At 62.4% G+C, this 16,056-nt stretch carries 15 protein-coding genes and 1 pseudogene; 13 read left to right on the forward strand and 3 right to left on the reverse strand.

Features of this window, described 5'->3' with window-relative positions; translation table 11 throughout:
• Window positions 1-41: 41 nt before the first annotated feature.
• From ACFHWW_RS16870 to ACFHWW_RS16915, 10 genes are all read left to right on the forward strand, one after another.
• Window positions 42-1,214, forward strand: a complete 1,173-nt coding sequence (locus ACFHWW_RS16870) for an NAD(P)/FAD-dependent oxidoreductase (RefSeq protein WP_379939412.1) — start codon at window positions 42-44, stop codon at window positions 1,212-1,214.
• Complete coding sequence (locus ACFHWW_RS16875; RefSeq protein WP_018096288.1) at window positions 1,211-1,474, forward strand: 2Fe-2S iron-sulfur cluster-binding protein; 264 nt, start codon at window positions 1,211-1,213, stop codon at window positions 1,472-1,474. Before ACFHWW_RS16870 ends, ACFHWW_RS16875 begins: the two co-directional genes overlap by 4 nt.
• Complete coding sequence (locus ACFHWW_RS16880) at window positions 1,461-2,822, forward strand: FAD-dependent oxidoreductase (protein WP_379939414.1); 1,362 nt, start codon at window positions 1,461-1,463, stop codon at window positions 2,820-2,822. Before ACFHWW_RS16875 ends, ACFHWW_RS16880 begins: the two co-directional genes overlap by 14 nt.
• Before the next feature lie 21 nt (window positions 2,823-2,843).
• Window positions 2,844-4,328 (forward strand): ABC transporter substrate-binding protein, encoded by a 1,485-nt coding sequence (locus ACFHWW_RS16885; protein WP_379939416.1) that lies wholly within the window; start codon window positions 2,844-2,846, stop codon window positions 4,326-4,328.
• A 78-nt stretch (window positions 4,329-4,406) separates the two neighbouring features.
• On the forward strand, window positions 4,407-5,327 hold the full coding sequence (locus tag ACFHWW_RS16890; RefSeq protein WP_102763321.1) for an ABC transporter permease: 921 nt from the start codon (window positions 4,407-4,409) through the stop codon (window positions 5,325-5,327).
• Window positions 5,327-6,286: an ABC transporter permease gene (locus ACFHWW_RS16895; RefSeq protein ID WP_102763322.1), complete on the forward strand. Its 960-nt coding sequence runs from the start codon at window positions 5,327-5,329 to the stop codon at window positions 6,284-6,286. Before ACFHWW_RS16890 ends, ACFHWW_RS16895 begins: the two co-directional genes overlap by 1 nt.
• Complete coding sequence (locus ACFHWW_RS16900) at window positions 6,283-7,269, forward strand: ABC transporter ATP-binding protein (RefSeq protein ID WP_379939419.1); 987 nt, start codon at window positions 6,283-6,285, stop codon at window positions 7,267-7,269. Before ACFHWW_RS16895 ends, ACFHWW_RS16900 begins: the two co-directional genes overlap by 4 nt.
• Window positions 7,266-8,246 (forward strand): ABC transporter ATP-binding protein, encoded by a 981-nt coding sequence (locus ACFHWW_RS16905; protein ID WP_379939421.1) that lies wholly within the window; start codon window positions 7,266-7,268, stop codon window positions 8,244-8,246. Before ACFHWW_RS16900 ends, ACFHWW_RS16905 begins: the two co-directional genes overlap by 4 nt.
• A complete protein-coding gene (locus ACFHWW_RS16910) occupies window positions 8,246-8,974 on the forward strand; it encodes a sulfite exporter TauE/SafE family protein (protein ID WP_018096281.1) in 729 nt (242 codons plus the stop codon). The genes ACFHWW_RS16905 and ACFHWW_RS16910 overlap by 1 nt, the downstream gene beginning before the upstream one ends.
• Window positions 8,975-8,981: 7 nt before the next feature.
• The gene (locus ACFHWW_RS16915; RefSeq protein ID WP_379939423.1) at window positions 8,982-9,740 is read left to right on the forward strand and encodes an SDR family NAD(P)-dependent oxidoreductase; all 759 of its coding nucleotides are present in this window, start codon (window positions 8,982-8,984) and stop codon (window positions 9,738-9,740) included.
• A 111-nt stretch (window positions 9,741-9,851) separates the two neighbouring features.
• Here ACFHWW_RS16915 and ACFHWW_RS16920 read toward each other — a convergent pair whose 3' ends face one another.
• Window positions 9,852-10,784 carry an arginase family protein gene (locus tag ACFHWW_RS16920; RefSeq protein ID WP_379939425.1) on the reverse strand — a complete coding sequence of 311 codons (933 nt, stop codon included), beginning with the start codon at window positions 10,782-10,784 and terminating at the stop codon, window positions 9,852-9,854.
• Window positions 10,785-11,110: 326 nt separating this feature from the next.
• Here ACFHWW_RS16920 and ACFHWW_RS16925 point away from each other — a divergent pair, with 326 nt between their 5' ends.
• The gene (locus ACFHWW_RS16925) at window positions 11,111-11,671 is read left to right on the forward strand and encodes an N-acetyltransferase (RefSeq protein WP_100673333.1); all 561 of its coding nucleotides are present in this window, start codon (window positions 11,111-11,113) and stop codon (window positions 11,669-11,671) included.
• Between the two features lie 246 nt (window positions 11,672-11,917).
• Here ACFHWW_RS16925 and ACFHWW_RS16930 read toward each other — a convergent pair whose 3' ends face one another.
• Both ACFHWW_RS16930 and ACFHWW_RS16935 read right to left on the reverse strand, forming a co-directional pair.
• Window positions 11,918-12,703 (reverse strand): alpha/beta fold hydrolase, encoded by a 786-nt coding sequence (locus ACFHWW_RS16930; protein ID WP_379939427.1) that lies wholly within the window; start codon window positions 12,701-12,703, stop codon window positions 11,918-11,920.
• Window positions 12,704-13,024: 321 nt separating this feature from the next.
• Window positions 13,025-14,287 carry an epoxide hydrolase family protein gene (locus tag ACFHWW_RS16935; protein WP_379939835.1) on the reverse strand — a complete coding sequence of 421 codons (1,263 nt, stop codon included), beginning with the start codon at window positions 14,285-14,287 and terminating at the stop codon, window positions 13,025-13,027.
• Window positions 14,288-14,961: 674 nt separating this feature from the next.
• Here ACFHWW_RS16935 and ACFHWW_RS16940 point away from each other — a divergent pair.
• Window positions 14,962-15,112 (forward strand): annotated as a pseudogene (locus ACFHWW_RS16940) (conjugal transfer protein TrbB); the annotation flags it as partial.
• 70 nt (window positions 15,113-15,182) lie between these two features.
• Window positions 15,183-16,055 carry a formate dehydrogenase accessory sulfurtransferase FdhD gene (locus ACFHWW_RS16945; RefSeq protein WP_026169086.1) on the forward strand — a complete coding sequence of 291 codons (873 nt, stop codon included), beginning with the start codon at window positions 15,183-15,185 and terminating at the stop codon, window positions 16,053-16,055.
• Window position 16,056 lies beyond the last annotated feature (1 nt).

Consider the following 16,056-nt stretch of genomic DNA (forward strand, 5'->3'; position numbering starts at 1 on the left):
ACGATCTGTCCCGAAACCTCCTTGCAAGGCGTTCGGATCAGGTGCGCGAGCAGCATTTTTCACTACCAGTCATCGTTATCGGAGCGGGCATTGTCGGCGCCTCTACCGCGTCGTTTCTCGCACTCGCGGGTACGCCCGTTCGTCTGCTCGACGCTTCGACGCCGGCCAGCGGGGCGACCGGCGCTGCGGATGGTGCCGTGTCGGTGGCGAGCAAGCGCCCGGGCCCGATGATGACCATGGCCCGGGCCGGAGCGGCGCTGTATCGCGAACTCGCGCAGGAGGGATTGTTCCAGGGCCTGTTCCACCGGCGGCCCACCTTCCTCGTTGCGACGAGCGACGCGGAGGCCGAGGTCCTTTCCGACCACTCGAAAGCTCTCGCCGAGGTCGGTGCGCCGGTGCGTTGGCTCACCCGGGATATGGTTGCAGACAGATTGGCCCTGCTCTCCCGAAAAACGGTGGCAGTGCTGGAAGTCGAAGACGAGGGGCACGCGATCGGCTACAGCATAGTCTCGCGTCTGATTTCCGCCGCAGGGTTGAAGGTGGAGCGCAATTCCCCCGTTGCGGCGCTGGAATACGACGGACGATCCGGCCGGGTCAGCGGCGTTCGTGTCGGGGAAGCGGTGATCGAAGCCTCGGCGGTGGTCGTCGCCGCAGGTGGCGGCGCGGGCAAGCTCATAGGACTTCCCGATGTGTCGCGTCCACGCAGGGGGCAGCAACTGGTGACCGAGCGGGCACCCGCTCTCAATGCCGGCCTGCCGGGTTCGCTTCTCTCCTGCAGCTATCTCCTCAGCAAGAAGCACCAGGGCACGCAGGTGGATGCCCGGGGATACGGCGTCGTCATCGATCCGCTCGATACCGGCCAGTTCCTGATCGGCTCGACACGGGAGGAGGGCCGCACCATCCCTGAAAATGATATCGAAGCGGTTGCTCACCTGGCGGCCTCCGCCGGGGATATGGTGCCCGCGCTAGGGCGCTTGCGCATCCTTCGGTGCTTTGCCGGCATCCGCACTGCCATATGCGACGGCCTGCCGATGGTCGGCAGGATGCCTGGCGTCGACAATCTCTTCGTCGCAGCCGGGTTTGAAGGGGACGGTATCTGTCTTGGGCCGCTGACCGGCCGGATCGTTGCGGATCTTGTCCGGGGGGAGGAGCCGGAGGTCGATGTTTCGCCGTTCGATCCGGGGCGGTTCGCCGGTAGGAGCATCGCGGCATGACCACCGTCGGGATTTTCTTCTGGCGGGGCGCCGAGGTGCCGTTCCGAGCAGGCGAAAGCATTGCAGCCGCCCTTGCCGGTTCGAACATTCATGGATTCGGAAAGGATCCCGCCGGGTCACAAACCCGGTATTTCTGCGGCATCGGTGCCTGTCAGTGTTGCCTCGTCCGCGTGGATGGGCGCGCAACTGAGGCCTGCCTCGAACCGGTCTATGACGGTATGGTCGTGATGGCGCTGGAGGATGACGATGCGAGAGGCTGACGTCATGGTCGTCGGCGGGGGACCGGCCGGCGTTTCGGCGGCGATCGAAGCTGCGAAATCGGGGCTCTCGGTGATGCTTTGCGAGCAGAGACATGCGCTCGGCGGCGCCATCCATCGCCAGCCGGCCGAAGGCGTGGCCCCCATTGCCGTCTTACCGTCGCTTAGGGGCCGCTGGCAGGCCCTGTCTGCGGAGCTTTCCGCCTCGAGCGTGGATGTTCGGACCCGCCGGGCATTCGTCGGCATCGACAGCACAGGCGCCGTGCTGATCGAAGACCGGGCAGCCGGCAAGGTCGAAGTATGCCGGCCGCGCGCCTTGATTTTAAGCTGCGGGGCCGTGGAGCGGGTAAGACCGCGTCCGGGCTGGCATTTGCCTGGCGTCGCTGCAGCAGGCGGTCTCCAGGTGATGCTGAAGGAGGGCCGCGTGCCGGGGGGACGCATCCTGCTTGCGGGAAGCGGCCCGCTGCTGCTCGCTTTGGCCGCACAAATGACGGCAGCCGGCAATCCGCCGGTGGCCGTCATCGAGGAGGGAGATCCTGCTTCGCGGCCCCTGGCTGCTGTCCGTCTGCTGGCTCATCCGTCCATCCTTGCGGACATGGCTGCCTTGATGGTGCCTGTCCTGCTCCGCCGCGTCGTGTGGCGCCGCGGCACGCGTCTGACTGAGATCACCCGATCCGGCGATATGCTCACCGCATGCCTCCTCGCGTCAAATGGGCGGGAGGAGCGGATCGAGGTAGACCGCATCGGTCTCCATGACGGGCTGCGTCCGAACGATTTCGGCCTGCCGACCAATGATGCGGCGGCAGGCCTCGTCATCCTTAGGGCCGGAGACGTTCGTGAAGTGCTCGGCGCGCACGCCGCCGAGGCGGATGGAGCCGAAGCGGGCCGCGAGGCTGCGGCCCGGCTGGCAGGGCGCGCTCCGCGCAGTGGCCGGAGCGGGATTCGACGCCTGCGCTCTCTGCAGACCAGCCTCTCCCGCCTTTTCGCGCCCGTCCACGATGCGCCAATCCTTGGCGATTGTCCGGACGAAACGGTGATCTGTCGTTGCGAGAACCGGACAATCGGCCATCTGAAGGCGCAAATGTCAGGGCCGGACGCTGTTTCGGCACGAGAATTGCGCCTCAACGGACGGTTCGGCATGGGTGCCTGCCAGGGACGCTTCTGCACAGAATGGACGCTTTCACTGATGTCCGAACTGCGCCCCGCAGCCGCTCCGGCGAGCTTTGCCGAAATGGGCGCTTGCCGTTGGCCGTTGCGGCCCGTACCCCTGTCGTCGCTCGCAAAAGCCCGCATGAGCGGCGACACCGGGATACGGGAAAGGAAACTGCCGGCTGAAGCCATTGAGACCTGAAACAAAAAAAGGGGAACGTGAATGAGGAAGATACAGAGACTGTCTGCGGGTGCCCTGATGTTACTCGCGTCCACACTTGCCTGTTCGCCAGCATGGGCACAATCCATCACCATCGCCATCGGGTCGGAGCCTTCGACGCTCGATCCGCAGCTTAGGGATGACGGCGGCGAGCGCCAGGTCAACGACAACATCTATGAGACGCTGATGGCAAGGACGCCGACCGGCGAACTCGTGCCGGGTCTGGCCGCGCAGCCTCCGAAGCAGATCGACGCCACGACCTGGCAGTTCAAATTGCGGGACGGCGTCAAGTTCCACAATGGCGAACCTTTCAATGCCGATGCCGTGGTTGCATCCGTCTCGCGGGTCATCGATCCTGCCAACAATTCCGAGCAGATGGCGTATTTCGGTACGATCAAGGCGGCCGAAAAGGTCGATGACCTGACAGTCAACCTCATGACCACAGGTCCGGATCCGATCCTCCCTTCGCGCATGTACTGGATGAAGATGATCGCGCCTGGCTATGCCAAGGACGGCGATCTTGCCGGTGCGCCGGTCGGAACCGGTCCGTACAAGTTCGACAGCTGGAACCGCGGGACGGACCTGAAGCTCGTCGCAAACGCGGACTACTGGGGCGGGGAACCTGGGATCGACGACGTCACCTACCGCTTCGTGACGGAGCCGGGCACACGCCTTTCCGGCCTGCTTTCCGGCGAATTCGACGTGATCACAAACCTCCTGCCGGAGTTCACGACGAATGTGCCGAAGTTCGCTGCCGTTCCCGGTCTCGAGACGTCTGTCTTCGTCCTGGGTACGGACAATGAAGTTACAAAGGACCCGAAGGTGCGCGAGGCGCTCAACCTCGCAATCGACCGCAAGGCCATGGTCGAGGGCCTTTTCATGGGCTATGCGACGATCGCCAAGGGGTCGCACATCAATCCGGCCGCCTTCGGCTTCAACGAGAAGCTGGAGCACTATCCTTATGACATCGAGAAGGCGCGGGCTCTGATCAAGGAGGCAGGGGCCGAGGGCAAACCCCTCGTGATCGTCGGCGAATCCGGCCGCTGGCTGAAGGACCGTGAGCAGATCGAGGCGGTCGCGGGTTACTGGGCCGAGACCGGGCTGAACGTCACGACCGACATCCAGGAATTCTCGCAGTATCTCGACAGCCTGATGGGCGACGGGCCGCGTCCCGACGCGATCTTCATCGCCAATTCCAACGAACTGCTCGATGCCGACCGGGAAATGTCCTTCATCTACCACAAGGACGGTGCAGCGGCATCGAACTCGGATGCCGAGATGGCCACCATGATCGAAGCGGCACGCGTCGAAACGGATACCGCAAAACGCAAGGCGCTGTATGACGATATCCAGAAAAAGGGGCACGACCTGAACTACACGGTGCCGCTGTTCAATCTCCAGGACATCTACGGAATGTCGGAACGCATGGAATGGCAGCCGCGTGTCGACGCGAAGTTGATGGTGAGCGAGATGAAGGTCACCGAATAGCGTCGCCCGCAGGTGGCTTGACCCTTGCCGCGGACCAGTTCTGCGGCAAGAGTCGCCCCGACAACAGGAATGTCTCATATGCTGGAATTCATCCTCCGCCGCCTGTTCCAGGGGGTGCTCGTCGTCTTCGGGGTGACAGCGACCGTCTTCGTCGTGACCCGGCTGGTGGGCGATCCGGTTGCGCTGATGCTTCCGCTGAGCTCGACGGAGGCGCAAAGGGCTGCCTTTGCCCAGCAGATCGGCCTGGACCAGCCGATCGCTACGCAGTTCCTGCGTTTCGTCGCAGACATCGCCACTCTGGACTTCGGAAACAGCCTCTGGCAGCGGCGTCCTGCGATTGAAGTCGTGTTCGAGCGCTTGCCTAACACGCTGCTGTTGATCGCGGCGGGTCTTGGAGCCGCCGTCATGCTTTCGATACCGATGGGCGCCGTTTCGGCTCTGCGTCCGGGCGGACTGGTCGATCGGCTGACCATGTCGGTCGGTCTTCTCGGCCTCGCGATGCCGCAATTCTGGCTTGGTCTCGTCGCCATCATGATCTTTGCGGTGACGCTGAGATGGCTGCCGACCTCCGGCATGGGCACGGCCGCGCACCTTGTTCTTCCGGCCCTTACGCTCGCACTGACGCCGCTTGCGCGCTTCACGATGATGGTGCGCGCGTCAATGATCGACGAACTCAACAAGCCCTATGTCAAGACGGCGAGGGCAAAGGGCCTCGGACTAACGCGCATTCTGCGCGTCCATACCTTACGCAACATCCTGGTTCCCTTTCTCTCTATCTCCGGATGGGAACTGATCGCCACTCTTTCCGGCTATACGGTTGTAGTCGAAACGGTGTTCGCGTGGCCGGGGCTTGGCCTGACGGCCGTGCAGGCGATCCAGCGGGGCGACCTGTTTCTGATGCAGGCCATCGTCTTCGTCATCGCTTTCCTGATCGTCTTGATCGGGATCGTGCTCGACATCCTGTCGAAGGCGGTGGATCCGAGAATGGAATTGAACTGATGGCCGCTCCTGCTTCCGCCGCTTCATCCACTCCTGTCAGCACGAGCGTGCCGCGCGCGGGCATATCGGAACTCTGGCACGACAAGGCCGCTGCCATCGGGCTTGCCTTCATCCTGCTCATCGTTTTCCTGGCTCTGTTCGCTCCGCTTATCGCACCTTACGATCCGGCCGCACAGTCGATCATGGCACGGCTGAAGCCGCCGGTCTGGATGGAGCGCGGCACCTGGGAACACTTGCTCGGAACCGACAATCTCGGCCGCGACGTCCTGTCCCGCATCATCTGGGGTGCGAGGGCGACGCTGACGATCGGCGCCGTCACCTGCCTTCTGGCGGCGACACTGGGGACGGTCATCGGCCTTTGGGCAGGCTTCATGGGAGGGCGCACGGACTCGATCTTGATGCGTCTGGTCGACATTCAGGTCAGCTTCCCCGGCATCCTTCTCATCCTCCTCGTCGTCGCGGTTCTGGGGCCCGGCGTCTGGACGCTTGTTGCGGTCCTGTCGGTGACGAACTGGATGGTCTATGCCCGGCTCGTGCGTGGCATCGTCTCGTCAACCCGTCAGACCCCTTACGTCGAAGCAGCCGAAGTGATCGGCTGTCGTCCTGCACGGGTCATCTTCAGGCATATCCTGCCGAACATCGTCTCGCCGCTGCTGACGCTGGCGATCCTGGAGTTCACCAATATCGTGCTGGCGGAAGCAGCGGTGTCGTTTCTCGGCTTCGGCGTTCAGCCTCCGGCGACGTCATGGGGGCTCGACGTCGCCTCGGGACGGGACTACCTGTTCATCGCGTGGTGGCTCGTGACCTTTCCGGGCCTTGCGATCGTCGTCACGGTGCTGTCCATCAATCTCTTCGCCAACTGGTTGCGGGTAACGACCGACCCCGAGGAACGGGAGAAACGCTTTGCGCGCGCCGAGGCGGTCAGGCGGCGGCGCGGGCGACGGACGGTGGATGCATGACCATGCCTCTGCTCGAGATCGACAACCTGCATGTCTGTTTCGATACGCGCGCCGGCACCGTCCAGGCCCTGCGCGGGGTATCCCTGACCGTCGCACCGGGCGAAACGCTCGGCATCGTCGGCGAATCCGGGTCCGGCAAGAGCGTGACGGCACAGGCGGTAATGGGCCTGATCGATGTGCCGGGGCGCATCTCGGACGGTGAGATCCTCTGGGAGGGAAAGCCGCTCGCCGGGTTCGATGTCGCCAAGGCTGCACGCGATATCTGGGGCAGGGAGATCACGATGATCTTTCAGAACCCGATGACGTCGCTCAATCCGCTGATGACGGTGGGAGCGCAAATCGCCGAGGTGATAGAGGTTCACATGGGATTCAGCAGGCGGGCGGCGCGGCAACGGGCGGCGGAACTGCTTTCGGCGGTCGGTATCTCCGGGGCGGAGCGGAGGCTCGATCAGTATCCGCACGAGTTTTCCGGCGGCATGCGACAGCGCGTCATGATTGCCATGGGCATTGCCTGCGAGCCCAAGCTTCTAATCGCCGACGAGCCGACAACGGCCCTGGACGTGACGATCCAGGCCCAGATTCTGGAGCTTCTGGCGGAGTTGCAGGAGAAGATGCGGCTGGCGATCGTTCTGATCACCCACGATCTCGGCATCGTCGCAGGCCTCTGTCACCGCGTCGCCGTCATGTATGCGGGGCAGATCGTCGAAACCGGTCCGGTGGATGCCATTTTCGAGAATCCATCGCATCCCTATACGCAGGGTCTGATGCGCTCGACCCCAGGGCTCGATGACGACGAGGAACGGCTGACGGCGATAGACGGAGCTCCGCCGGGGCTGTTGCAGCCGCCTTCCGGCTGCGCTTTCCTGCCTCGCTGTCCGATCGGCGACGAGGGTTGCCGGGTGCCTCAAGTTCTCGGTGCGATGGGTGCGGGCACAGTGGCCTGCCGCAAGGCCGGCGAACAGGCATGGAGGGAGGCAGTATGACGGTCGCCCCCGTGCTGTCGGTTTCCGGCCTCGCCATCGATTACGAACTCTCGTCCGGCGGACTTTTCCGCAAACGCCGGAGCGTCAATGCCGTCAGTGATGTGAGCTTCGACCTGGCGCCGGGTGAAACGCTCGGTCTTGTCGGCGAGTCCGGCTCCGGCAAGACGACCGTCGGCCGCGCGGTGCTCCGCCGCATTCCCGCTGCGCAAGGCAGGATCGTCTTCGGCGGCGAGGACATTACCCATCTCGGCGGCGAGCCGCTGCGACGCCTGCGGGCGCGCATGCAGATCGTCCTGCAGGACCCCTATACGTCGCTCAATCCGCGCATGAAGGTCTCGAGCATCGTCGCCGAACCGCTTATCGTCCACGGCCTCGCGGGTTCCGCAGAGGAAGCGCGTGCCGCTGTTGCCGAATTGCTGGAGCGCGTGGGACTGCCCAGCGATGCCGCGGACCGCTATCCGCACAGCTTTTCCGGCGGACAGCGCCAGCGGATCGGCATCGCCAGAGCCCTGGCGCTGAAGCCCGCGCTCATCGTGGCGGACGAGCCTGTCTCCGCCCTCGACGTCTCGGTGCGGGCTCAGGTCGTCAACCTCATGCAGGACCTGCAGCGCGATCTGGGAATATCCTATCTCTTTATTGCCCACGACCTCGCCATCGTGCGGCACATCTCTCACCGGGTGGCGATCATGTATGCGGGGAGGATCGTCGAGGTCGCGCCGCGCGACGCCATCTACGAGCGGCCGATCCATCCCTATACAGAGGCATTGCTGTCTGCGGTTCCGGTTGCCAATCCGAAGCTCCAGCGCGCGCGGCGACGCATCGTGCCTCCGGGCGAGTCCGTCGATATCGCCAATCCGCCGACCGGCTGCCGCTTCCATCCGCGCTGTTCGCTTGCGACGGACCGGTGCCGCGAAGAGGCTCCGCAGCTCCTGCGCAAGACCGACGATCATTTAGCCGCCTGCTGGAATCGGCACTGATGATGGAATTGTTGCTCAGCCCCCAGGGGATAGCCGCGGCCGTCGCGCTCATCCTTGCCGGTGCGGTTCAGGGTTCCACCGGTTTCGGATTCAACATGCTCGCAGCGCCGATGCTCGCCATCATCGATCCCGCCTTCGTGCCTGGACCGATGCTGGCTATGGCCATAGCCGTGAGTGCCGGTGGTACGGTTCGGGAATGGAGCGACGTCAACCGGCAGGATCTGGCCTTCTCCCTGACCGGGCGCCTGCTGGCGGCAGGGGCGGCCGCGTTCTGCCTGCAATTGCTAAGCCCGGATGCCTTTGCGGCCGTCTTCGGCTTCGGCGTGCTCTTTGCGGTGGCGCTCAGCCTTGCGGGGCTGAGGATCGAAACGACGCGCAGTTCGCTCTTCCTCGCCGGGGTTCTTTCCGGTTTCATGGGCACCCTGACCTCGATCGGGGCTCCGCCCATGGCCATGGTTTATCAAAATGCCGGCGGCGCACGCATGCGTGCGACCCTGAACGCCTTCTTCGTCGTCGGCGGCATCATCTCGATCGGAGCCCTTTTCGTCGTCGGCAGTTTCGGCCTCTCCGATCTCCTTCTTGCCGCGACCATGCTCCCCTTCGCCTTTCTCGGCTTTCTGCTGTCGGGCTGGGGACGACGGCTCGTCGACCGAGGGCATGTGAAGGCCATCGTCCTCATCGTGTCGGCGGCTTCAGCTCTTGTTCTGCTTTTGCGCGCATTTTCATGAGGATGCCATGACAGACGCACCAAGAATTCTCATTACCGGTGCTGGCAGCGGAATCGGCGCCGCAATCGCGCGGCGCATCGCGACGCCCGGCATGCGGCTTTTCCTGCACACGGGCGCCAATGCGGAGGGACTGAGGACGGTCGCGGAGGAGGTGAGCGCAAAAGGTGCCGAGGTTGTCACGGACCTCGGAGACCTGTCCGATCCGACCGTTCCCGGACATCTCGTACGGGCGGCGCGTGCAGCCTTCGGCGGGCTCGACCAGATCGTTTCGAATGCCGGCCGCGCGCAGCGATCGTCGTTCGGTCAACTGACGGACGAAGACCTGCAGACAGCGTTCGACATGATGCCGATGGCCTTTTTCCGGCTGGTCGACGCCGCTCTGCCGGACCTGAGAACATCCACGCAGGGGCGAGTGGTCGCCGTCAGTTCGTTCGTCGCCCACGGCTTCGGGACGAATGGCATGCATTTTCCCGCATCCGGTGCCGCCAAGGCTGCGCTGGAGGCTCTGGCCAAATCGCTTGCCGCCCAACTCGCGCCTGAAGGTGTGACGGTAAACTGCGTGGCACCCGGCTTCACGCGCAAGGACAGCGGCGGCCATGCCGCCACGACATCAGCAGCGATGGAAAGCGCACGTGCGGTTACACCGAACGGCCGGCTCGGGGAGCCGATCGACGTGGCCGAATTGGTCGCCTTCCTTCTGTCACCCGGAGCACGCCATATTACAGGGCAGGTCATGCATGTGGACGGCGGACTGTTGCTGGCATAAGTTGTGTGGACAGCCGAAGTTCGACCCTCGGGGGCGGTCGCTTCGGGCCAAACCGAGCCACTCATCGTCGGATGGCGCTGGTCTGCAACAGGGCCGGTTGCGGAAAGTCTCCTACAGGGCAAATTTATCGAACGGCCGCCCCTGGGCAACGGAGGGTGCTGCTGTTCCGAGCGCTGCGGCTAGTACGTCGGCCAGGCCGCGTCCGGCGCTGCCGTCTTCATCAAGGCGCGGATTGTAGGTGGTAATCTCGATGCCGACTGCCTTGCCGCTTGCCAAGGCAACCCGAAGCGCGGTCCCCAGCTCGTCCCACGACAACCCGCCGGGCATGCGGAAATCTACAGCCGGCATGACGACCTCGTCGAGGCAATCGGCGTCGAGATGGATGAAGAAGCCATCCAGCTCCTCTCGCGTCAGGTGGTGAACCGCTTCGCGCGCGGCGGCCTCGACGCCCATCGCGCGCACGGCGGGAAGGTCAATCGCCTTGAGCTCTTTGGGGAGCGGTTGGCTTCCGTACTCCTCCTGGTCCTTATGATCGCGAAACGCGAACGCGACAGCGTTTTTGGGAGGGACCAGAGGACCGCGACCTTCAATGTCAGCCAGTTTCGACGGGCCGTGGCCGGTGACCAGGGCAAGGTCCATTGAGGCGCCCTCACCATTGGGCTCCGCCTCGGGCTGGAAAAAATCGGCGTTGCCGTCGATAAAGAACAGGCCGTAGCTGCCGCGCCGTCGAAACGCGAGCATCGAGCCCAGCACGATCGTGCAATCGCCGCCGAGTACTACCGGAAATTCGCCGGCGTCAAGCACCGCTTCCACCGCGTCGGCGAGCTTGGGCGACCACTCCGCAATTGCACTGGCATTCAGGGTGCCGGTCTCGGGATCAGGCGTAGGGTCCTTCGGAAGCACCGTCAGCCGCTCGGCGCGGCGCGCATGGATGCGCTCCGCGAGACCGAGGCTCAAGAGCTGGTCGGGCAAGTGCTCCACACCGTCGGTCGCGAGGCCCAGCGTAGAGGGGGCTTCGAGAATTGCGTAGGGAAGGGTCGGCATGGGCGCCTCCTTGGCGGCTACTTTGCGGAGTAGGCATCGTAGAAGCGCTTCGAACGCCCGACATCATTCGTCCCTACCGAGACATGGTGGATCACAACTACCTCCGCTCCAGCTTTGTCCCCCTAACAGCCGCTTCTGGTCATTGTTCCCTCAAAGCCGACTGTCGTTTGTGGCCAGAATGGACCGAAGCGAATCCGGAACCGCTGAGCCGGCAGCAACCGGTATCGCTTCCACGCCATCCGGGTTACGATGTGTAGCTGAGAACGGGCGTCTCGTCGGACCACCTGCGTCAGGAGGGCAGTGTGAAATCGCCAACGGTGAGAGTTATGGCCGCGGCCGAGGAAGATCTGGCGATCGAAACGGTCATGCTGGCGTTTGCAGCGGATCCCATGGCGCGATGGACCTGGCCGCATGCACACCAGTACCTTGCGGCCATGCCGCGAATGATCCGGGCGTTCGGGAGCAGCGCATTCGCCAACGGGACCGCCTTTTGCACCGACGGCTACGCCGGGGCGGCGCTGTGGCTATCGCCCGGGGTGCATTCTGACGAGGAGGGGCTTGGTGCGGTGCTCGAGAGCACAGTTGCGCGCTCTCTTGCCCCCGAAACCACGGCCATATTCGAGCAGATGGCCACGTACCACCCGACCGAACCCCATTGGTACCTGCCCCTGATCGGCGTCGACCCAGCGCATCAAGGCGAAGGTCACGGCGACGCCTTGATGGCGTACGCACTCGCACGGTGCGATCGCGATCACGCGCCAGCCTATTTGGAATCCTCGAACCCGCGCAACATTCCGTTCTACCGACGCTACGGCTTCGAACCGCTCGGCGCGATCCAGGCCGGTTCGTCGCCGACGCTCGTCCCGATGCTGCGGCCGCCGCGTTGAGGTTCAATCGGTCGGAGAGTCGCCCGTCCCTTGTCAGAAGTGCCGTTACCGGTGGTCTGCGGCACGATCCGCGACGACTTCGAAGCCACTGCTGCTTCGGCAAGGCGCGTCTTTCCTGCCTGCGCCGCTGGCTTCCCTGCCATCACAGCGTACCGGGCGGGCGACGGCTGACCTTTTCGATGATCCGCACTTAGACGGTGGGGTGTATTCTCCCGACGCGCAATAATGCCGTCGGAAGCTTTGCGACTACTTCTCGGCCGACGCTGCGGCCTTCTCGATAAGGTGGGAGACAGCTTCCGGATGGGAAACCATGAGGACGTGCGAAGCGCCCTTGACGACCACGGTCTCTTTGGACTTTGCGCGCTCAGCCATCCAAGACATCGCGGCAGGCGGAATGTTCTTGTCAGCGTCGCCGTAAACAAACCACGACGGGATTTTCTCCCAGGCAGGCGCGCCAGCCGGCTCCTTCAACGCGGCTTCGGCGACAGGGCGTTGTCCCGCTGCCATAAGCCTGGCTTCAACGAGCGGAACGTCTGCGGCGAACTGATCGGGAAACTTGTTCTGGTCGATGTACAGATCATGACCTCCATTCGGCAGGGTGACCGGCGGGGCGAGGGTAGGGCCCAGGGTACTGCCGGGGAACTTTCCGGTGAGATCGATGGCCGTTTCTCCCGCTTCCGGCGCAAACGCCGCGACGAAGACCAGAGCCTTGACGTTCTCATGACCGTTCGCGGCGCTGGAGATGACGCTGCCGCCGTAGGAATGGCCGACAAGAACAATCGGTCCCTTGATCCCGGAGAGAATGGCCGAAACATAATCAGCATCGCCCTTGACGCTTCTGAGCGGATTGGCGGCCCCTACGACAGGATAGCCGTCTTTTTCCAGCTCCCGCACGACACCGTTCCAGCTGTTCGATTCTGCGAACGCACCATGCACGAGTACGACAGTGGGCTTCTGACCGGCAAAAGCCGGCCCAGCAAGGGCCAGAGCACTCGCTGCCAGGGCCGCGAGGATATGCGTGTAGCGGGACATGTGATCTCCTTTCGCTTGAAGTGACCCGCGAATAAGAGCTTTCGGGTGTATCCGCGATATGTTCGAAACGCGCGGCGGTGTAACGAAGTTTGTCGCGAGAACGCAGCCGTACATCTGCTTACAAATTTCATATGGAGAGCGTCGCCGCAGGAGGGGCGCGGACGCTCGCAACTCGATCCCCGCGGCGATGCCGGAGCCGGCGAGAAGCGCGGGGATGAGCCATAGCATACGCTATGGGCATCATCGCTGAAGGGCAGGACGAAGCCCGCAAAGCGAAGGTGCGGCTTCCGGAAGGAAGCCGCACCGATGTGGAATTGGAGTCTAACGCATCGACTTAAATGCGGCCCGCAATTCCTCGGCAAACAGCTGCGGCTGTTCCCAGGCAGCGAAATGGCCACCCTTTTCGACCTGGTTGTAGTAGACCAGAGATGGGTATGCCTGCTTGCTCCAGCTTTCCGGTGCCTTGTAGATTTCCTTCGGGAACACCGTGATTGCCACGGGCACCTTGATGTCTTTGGTCTTCTGGGCGTCGGAGCTGAAGTTGTTGTTGTTGTTCTCCCAGTAGAAGCGCGACGACGACGCACCGACGTTCGTCAGCCAATAGAGGGTGATGTCGTTGAGCATCTCGTCCCGGGAGAGGACATTTTCAGGCACGCCGTTGCTATCGCTCCATTGAACGAATTTCTCATAAATCCACGCCGCTAGACCGGATGGCGAGTCCGCTAGCGAGTAGCCGATGGTCTGCGGGCGGGTCACCATCATTGCGCCATAGGCGGCGTTCCTGCCGAAGAACGTGCTAAGGGACCTATAGGCTTCCCTTTCGGGCTGCGATAAGCTTACCGGTGCCGGATCGCCTGCATTGATGCCCCTCATCAGCTCCCCTGGAACAGTCGCGGGCATGTTGAGGTGAATGCCGAGCAAGCCCTTCGGAGCTTGCCGCGCCAGCGCATCAGAGATCACCGAACCGTGGTCGCCACCTTGGGAAACATAGGTCGAATATCCCAGACGTTTCATGAGCACGTCCCAAGCTTTCGCGACCCGCTCCGGTCCCCATCCGAGTTCGGTAGGCTTGCCGGAGAATCCATGACCGGGAATCGACGGGATCACGACGTCGAACGCATCTTCCGCGCGACCACCGTAGGCGGTTGGATCGGTAAGTGGACCAATTGTCTTGATGAACTCGAACTGCGATCCCGGCCAGCCGTGCGTTAAAATGACGGGGAGGGCGTTTGGGTGACGCGACCGGACGTGGATGAACTGGATATCGACCCCATCAATCGTGGTAATGAATTCCGGCAGGGCATTCAGCTCCTGCTCGGCCTTACGCCAATCATACTCGCTTCCCCAGTAGCGAATCAGTTCCTGGACACGTTGGAGCTGGATGCCCTGGGAGATATCGCCGACAGTCTCCTTATCCGGCCAACGCGTGTTCGCGATCCGCTTGCGAAGATCGTCGAGCTGAGACTGCGGGACATGAATTTCAAACGGGCGAATGCTTTCATCCGCCTGCTGGTTCTTGGAACTGACTAAGGTGGTTTCAGCGGCACTTGCCTCTCGCAGGGCTGTGACCGGCAGCAGCATCATGGACCCAATAGCAAGCGCGATGGCGCGGTCAGCAATATGATTCCGGCGGGAAAATGTGTCGATAGCAGTCATGTGGCCTCTCCTTGTCTGTGTCGATTGACGACAATCAGTGCGGAGCGGGATCTACGAACCTGACGTGTCTGCCCTGTTTCAGGATTTTATGCAGTTGTATTAAAGCGTTTACTGAGCGGCTTTGACACGATTCCATACGAAGAATTCCGGAGTTAAAGCGGCGCGTCGCCCGAATGGGGGCTGTCGATAACCCCGAGCAAAGGTGTTCACCATCAACTAAGACCTTGCAGTTGAAGACGCCGCATCCGGATCGGGCGTGTCCTGCTAGATGGCTTTTCGCATAATGCCGAACAGCGTTACCATCGAGATTTCTTTCAGCACCGTCCGGGCCGGAATCGGTTGATTGGGCCATTCTTTGTTGCGTTTTCGCCGCATTATTACTACGCAAAATCAATTACTTTCTACAATTGTTAATGTACGAGTCTCACCGGCTGACAAGGAATATAGAGTCGCCCGCCTACTTCCTGCTCTTGGGTCCTCGCCGACACCAGCACATTCAAGAAGCTCCGGCCCGCCAACTATCGCGCTCAAATCGCTGGCCACCGTAGTGAAGCAGCTTAAAGGAGACATCCGCGACAAAGCTTCGATCCCATCCTCGACTCGTGCGCAAGCTTCAAGAAGCGCTTGGCGATCAGCTCTGCGTTGCATTGGATGATCCGAGCGTCACCGAGATCGTGCTGAAACCGGACGGAAACTGTTCATTGAACGCTTGGCCCCGGCGTCGCACCGGCAGGCGAGATGTGGTCGGCTGCTTGACGGACATCACCTGCTACTGCACTTTATTTACAGACCCATAACGGCAACCCTCTTTTGATGGTGACCAATGGCGGCTGACTACATCATAGGACCGAACACAGAGAATCCACGGCTGACGCGATCTGTCATGGGCGTGGATCATCTTGGCGAAAAGCTCGAACTTTCGGTTATCGAGGAGCGGCCCCTCACCATCTTCCTCAACTCGCAGGAGATCGTCACGGCTATGACGATCGGCGACTACCCGGAATACCTCGCGCTCGGGTTCCTGCGTAATCAGGGGATGCTAGATCCTGCAGAAACGGTTACCGATGTTGAATATGATGAGGAACTTGACGTGGTTGTCGTCCGGACCGAGAGCCGCACGACGTACGAAGAAAAGGTCAAGAAGAAGACCCGCACGAGTGGCTGTGCTGTAGGTACGGTGTTTGGCGATATGATGGAGGGCCTGGTGGGGCTGACCTTGCCGGCCGCGCCAATGCGGACGTCGTGGCTCTACACGCTGGCCCGCACGATCAACACTACGCCGAGCCTGTATCTTGAAGCTGGCGCGATCCATGGAACGGTGCTGTGCAAGGAGGACCGACCGCTGGTCTATATGGAAGATGTCGGTCGTCACAACGCGGTCGACAAGATCGCCGGCTGGATGCTCTTCGAGAAAGTGGGAGCTGAAGACAAGATTCTCTACACCACCGGGCGGCTTACGTCCGAAATGGTCATTAAGACCGCCATGATGGGGATTCCGGTGCTCGCGTCGCGCTCAGGCTTCACGGCCTGGGGCGTGGAGATTGCGCGCCAGGTAGGGCTGACACTGATTGGACGCATGCGTGGTAAACGCTTCGTCTGTCTAACGGGAGAGGAGAGGCTGATCTGGGATGCTGATCCCGAAACCGTACCTGAGGATGAGAAACATCACCGCCGCAAAGGCGCACTAATTGACTAAA

Source organism: Sinorhizobium sp. P24N7, assembly GCF_042436655.1.
Taxonomy (GTDB): Bacteria; Pseudomonadota; Alphaproteobacteria; order Rhizobiales; family Rhizobiaceae; genus Sinorhizobium; species Sinorhizobium meliloti_A.

What these genes read in the sequence shown, in the direction of transcription:
- ACFHWW_RS16905 (WP_379939421.1), top strand. Translation starts at nt 7,266, where the DNA reads ATGACGGTCGCCCCCGTGCTGTCGGTTTCCGGCCTCGCCATCGATTAC.
- ACFHWW_RS16910 (WP_018096281.1), top strand. Translation starts at nt 8,246, where the DNA reads ATGATGGAATTGTTGCTCAGCCCCCAGGGGATAGCCGCGGCCGTCGCG.
- ACFHWW_RS16930 (WP_379939427.1), bottom strand. Translation starts at nt 12,703, where the DNA reads ATGTCCCGCTACACGCATATCCTCGCGGCCCTGGCAGCGAGTGCTCTG.
- ACFHWW_RS16920 (WP_379939425.1), bottom strand. Translation starts at nt 10,784, where the DNA reads ATGCCGACCCTTCCCTACGCAATTCTCGAAGCCCCCTCTACGCTGGGC.
- ACFHWW_RS16875 (WP_018096288.1), top strand. Translation starts at nt 1,211, where the DNA reads ATGACCACCGTCGGGATTTTCTTCTGGCGGGGCGCCGAGGTGCCGTTC.
- ACFHWW_RS16945 (WP_026169086.1), top strand. Translation starts at nt 15,183, where the DNA reads ATGGCGGCTGACTACATCATAGGACCGAACACAGAGAATCCACGGCTG.
- ACFHWW_RS16925 (WP_100673333.1), top strand. Translation starts at nt 11,111, where the DNA reads ATGGCCGCGGCCGAGGAAGATCTGGCGATCGAAACGGTCATGCTGGCG.
- ACFHWW_RS16900 (WP_379939419.1), top strand. Translation starts at nt 6,283, where the DNA reads ATGACCATGCCTCTGCTCGAGATCGACAACCTGCATGTCTGTTTCGAT.
- ACFHWW_RS16880 (WP_379939414.1), top strand. Translation starts at nt 1,461, where the DNA reads ATGCGAGAGGCTGACGTCATGGTCGTCGGCGGGGGACCGGCCGGCGTT.
- ACFHWW_RS16935 (WP_379939835.1), bottom strand. Translation starts at nt 14,287, where the DNA reads ATGATGCTGCTGCCGGTCACAGCCCTGCGAGAGGCAAGTGCCGCTGAA.
- ACFHWW_RS16885 (WP_379939416.1), top strand. Translation starts at nt 2,844, where the DNA reads ATGAGGAAGATACAGAGACTGTCTGCGGGTGCCCTGATGTTACTCGCG.
- ACFHWW_RS16915 (WP_379939423.1), top strand. Translation starts at nt 8,982, where the DNA reads ATGACAGACGCACCAAGAATTCTCATTACCGGTGCTGGCAGCGGAATC.
- ACFHWW_RS16895 (WP_102763322.1), top strand. Translation starts at nt 5,327, where the DNA reads ATGGCCGCTCCTGCTTCCGCCGCTTCATCCACTCCTGTCAGCACGAGC.
- ACFHWW_RS16890 (WP_102763321.1), top strand. Translation starts at nt 4,407, where the DNA reads ATGCTGGAATTCATCCTCCGCCGCCTGTTCCAGGGGGTGCTCGTCGTC.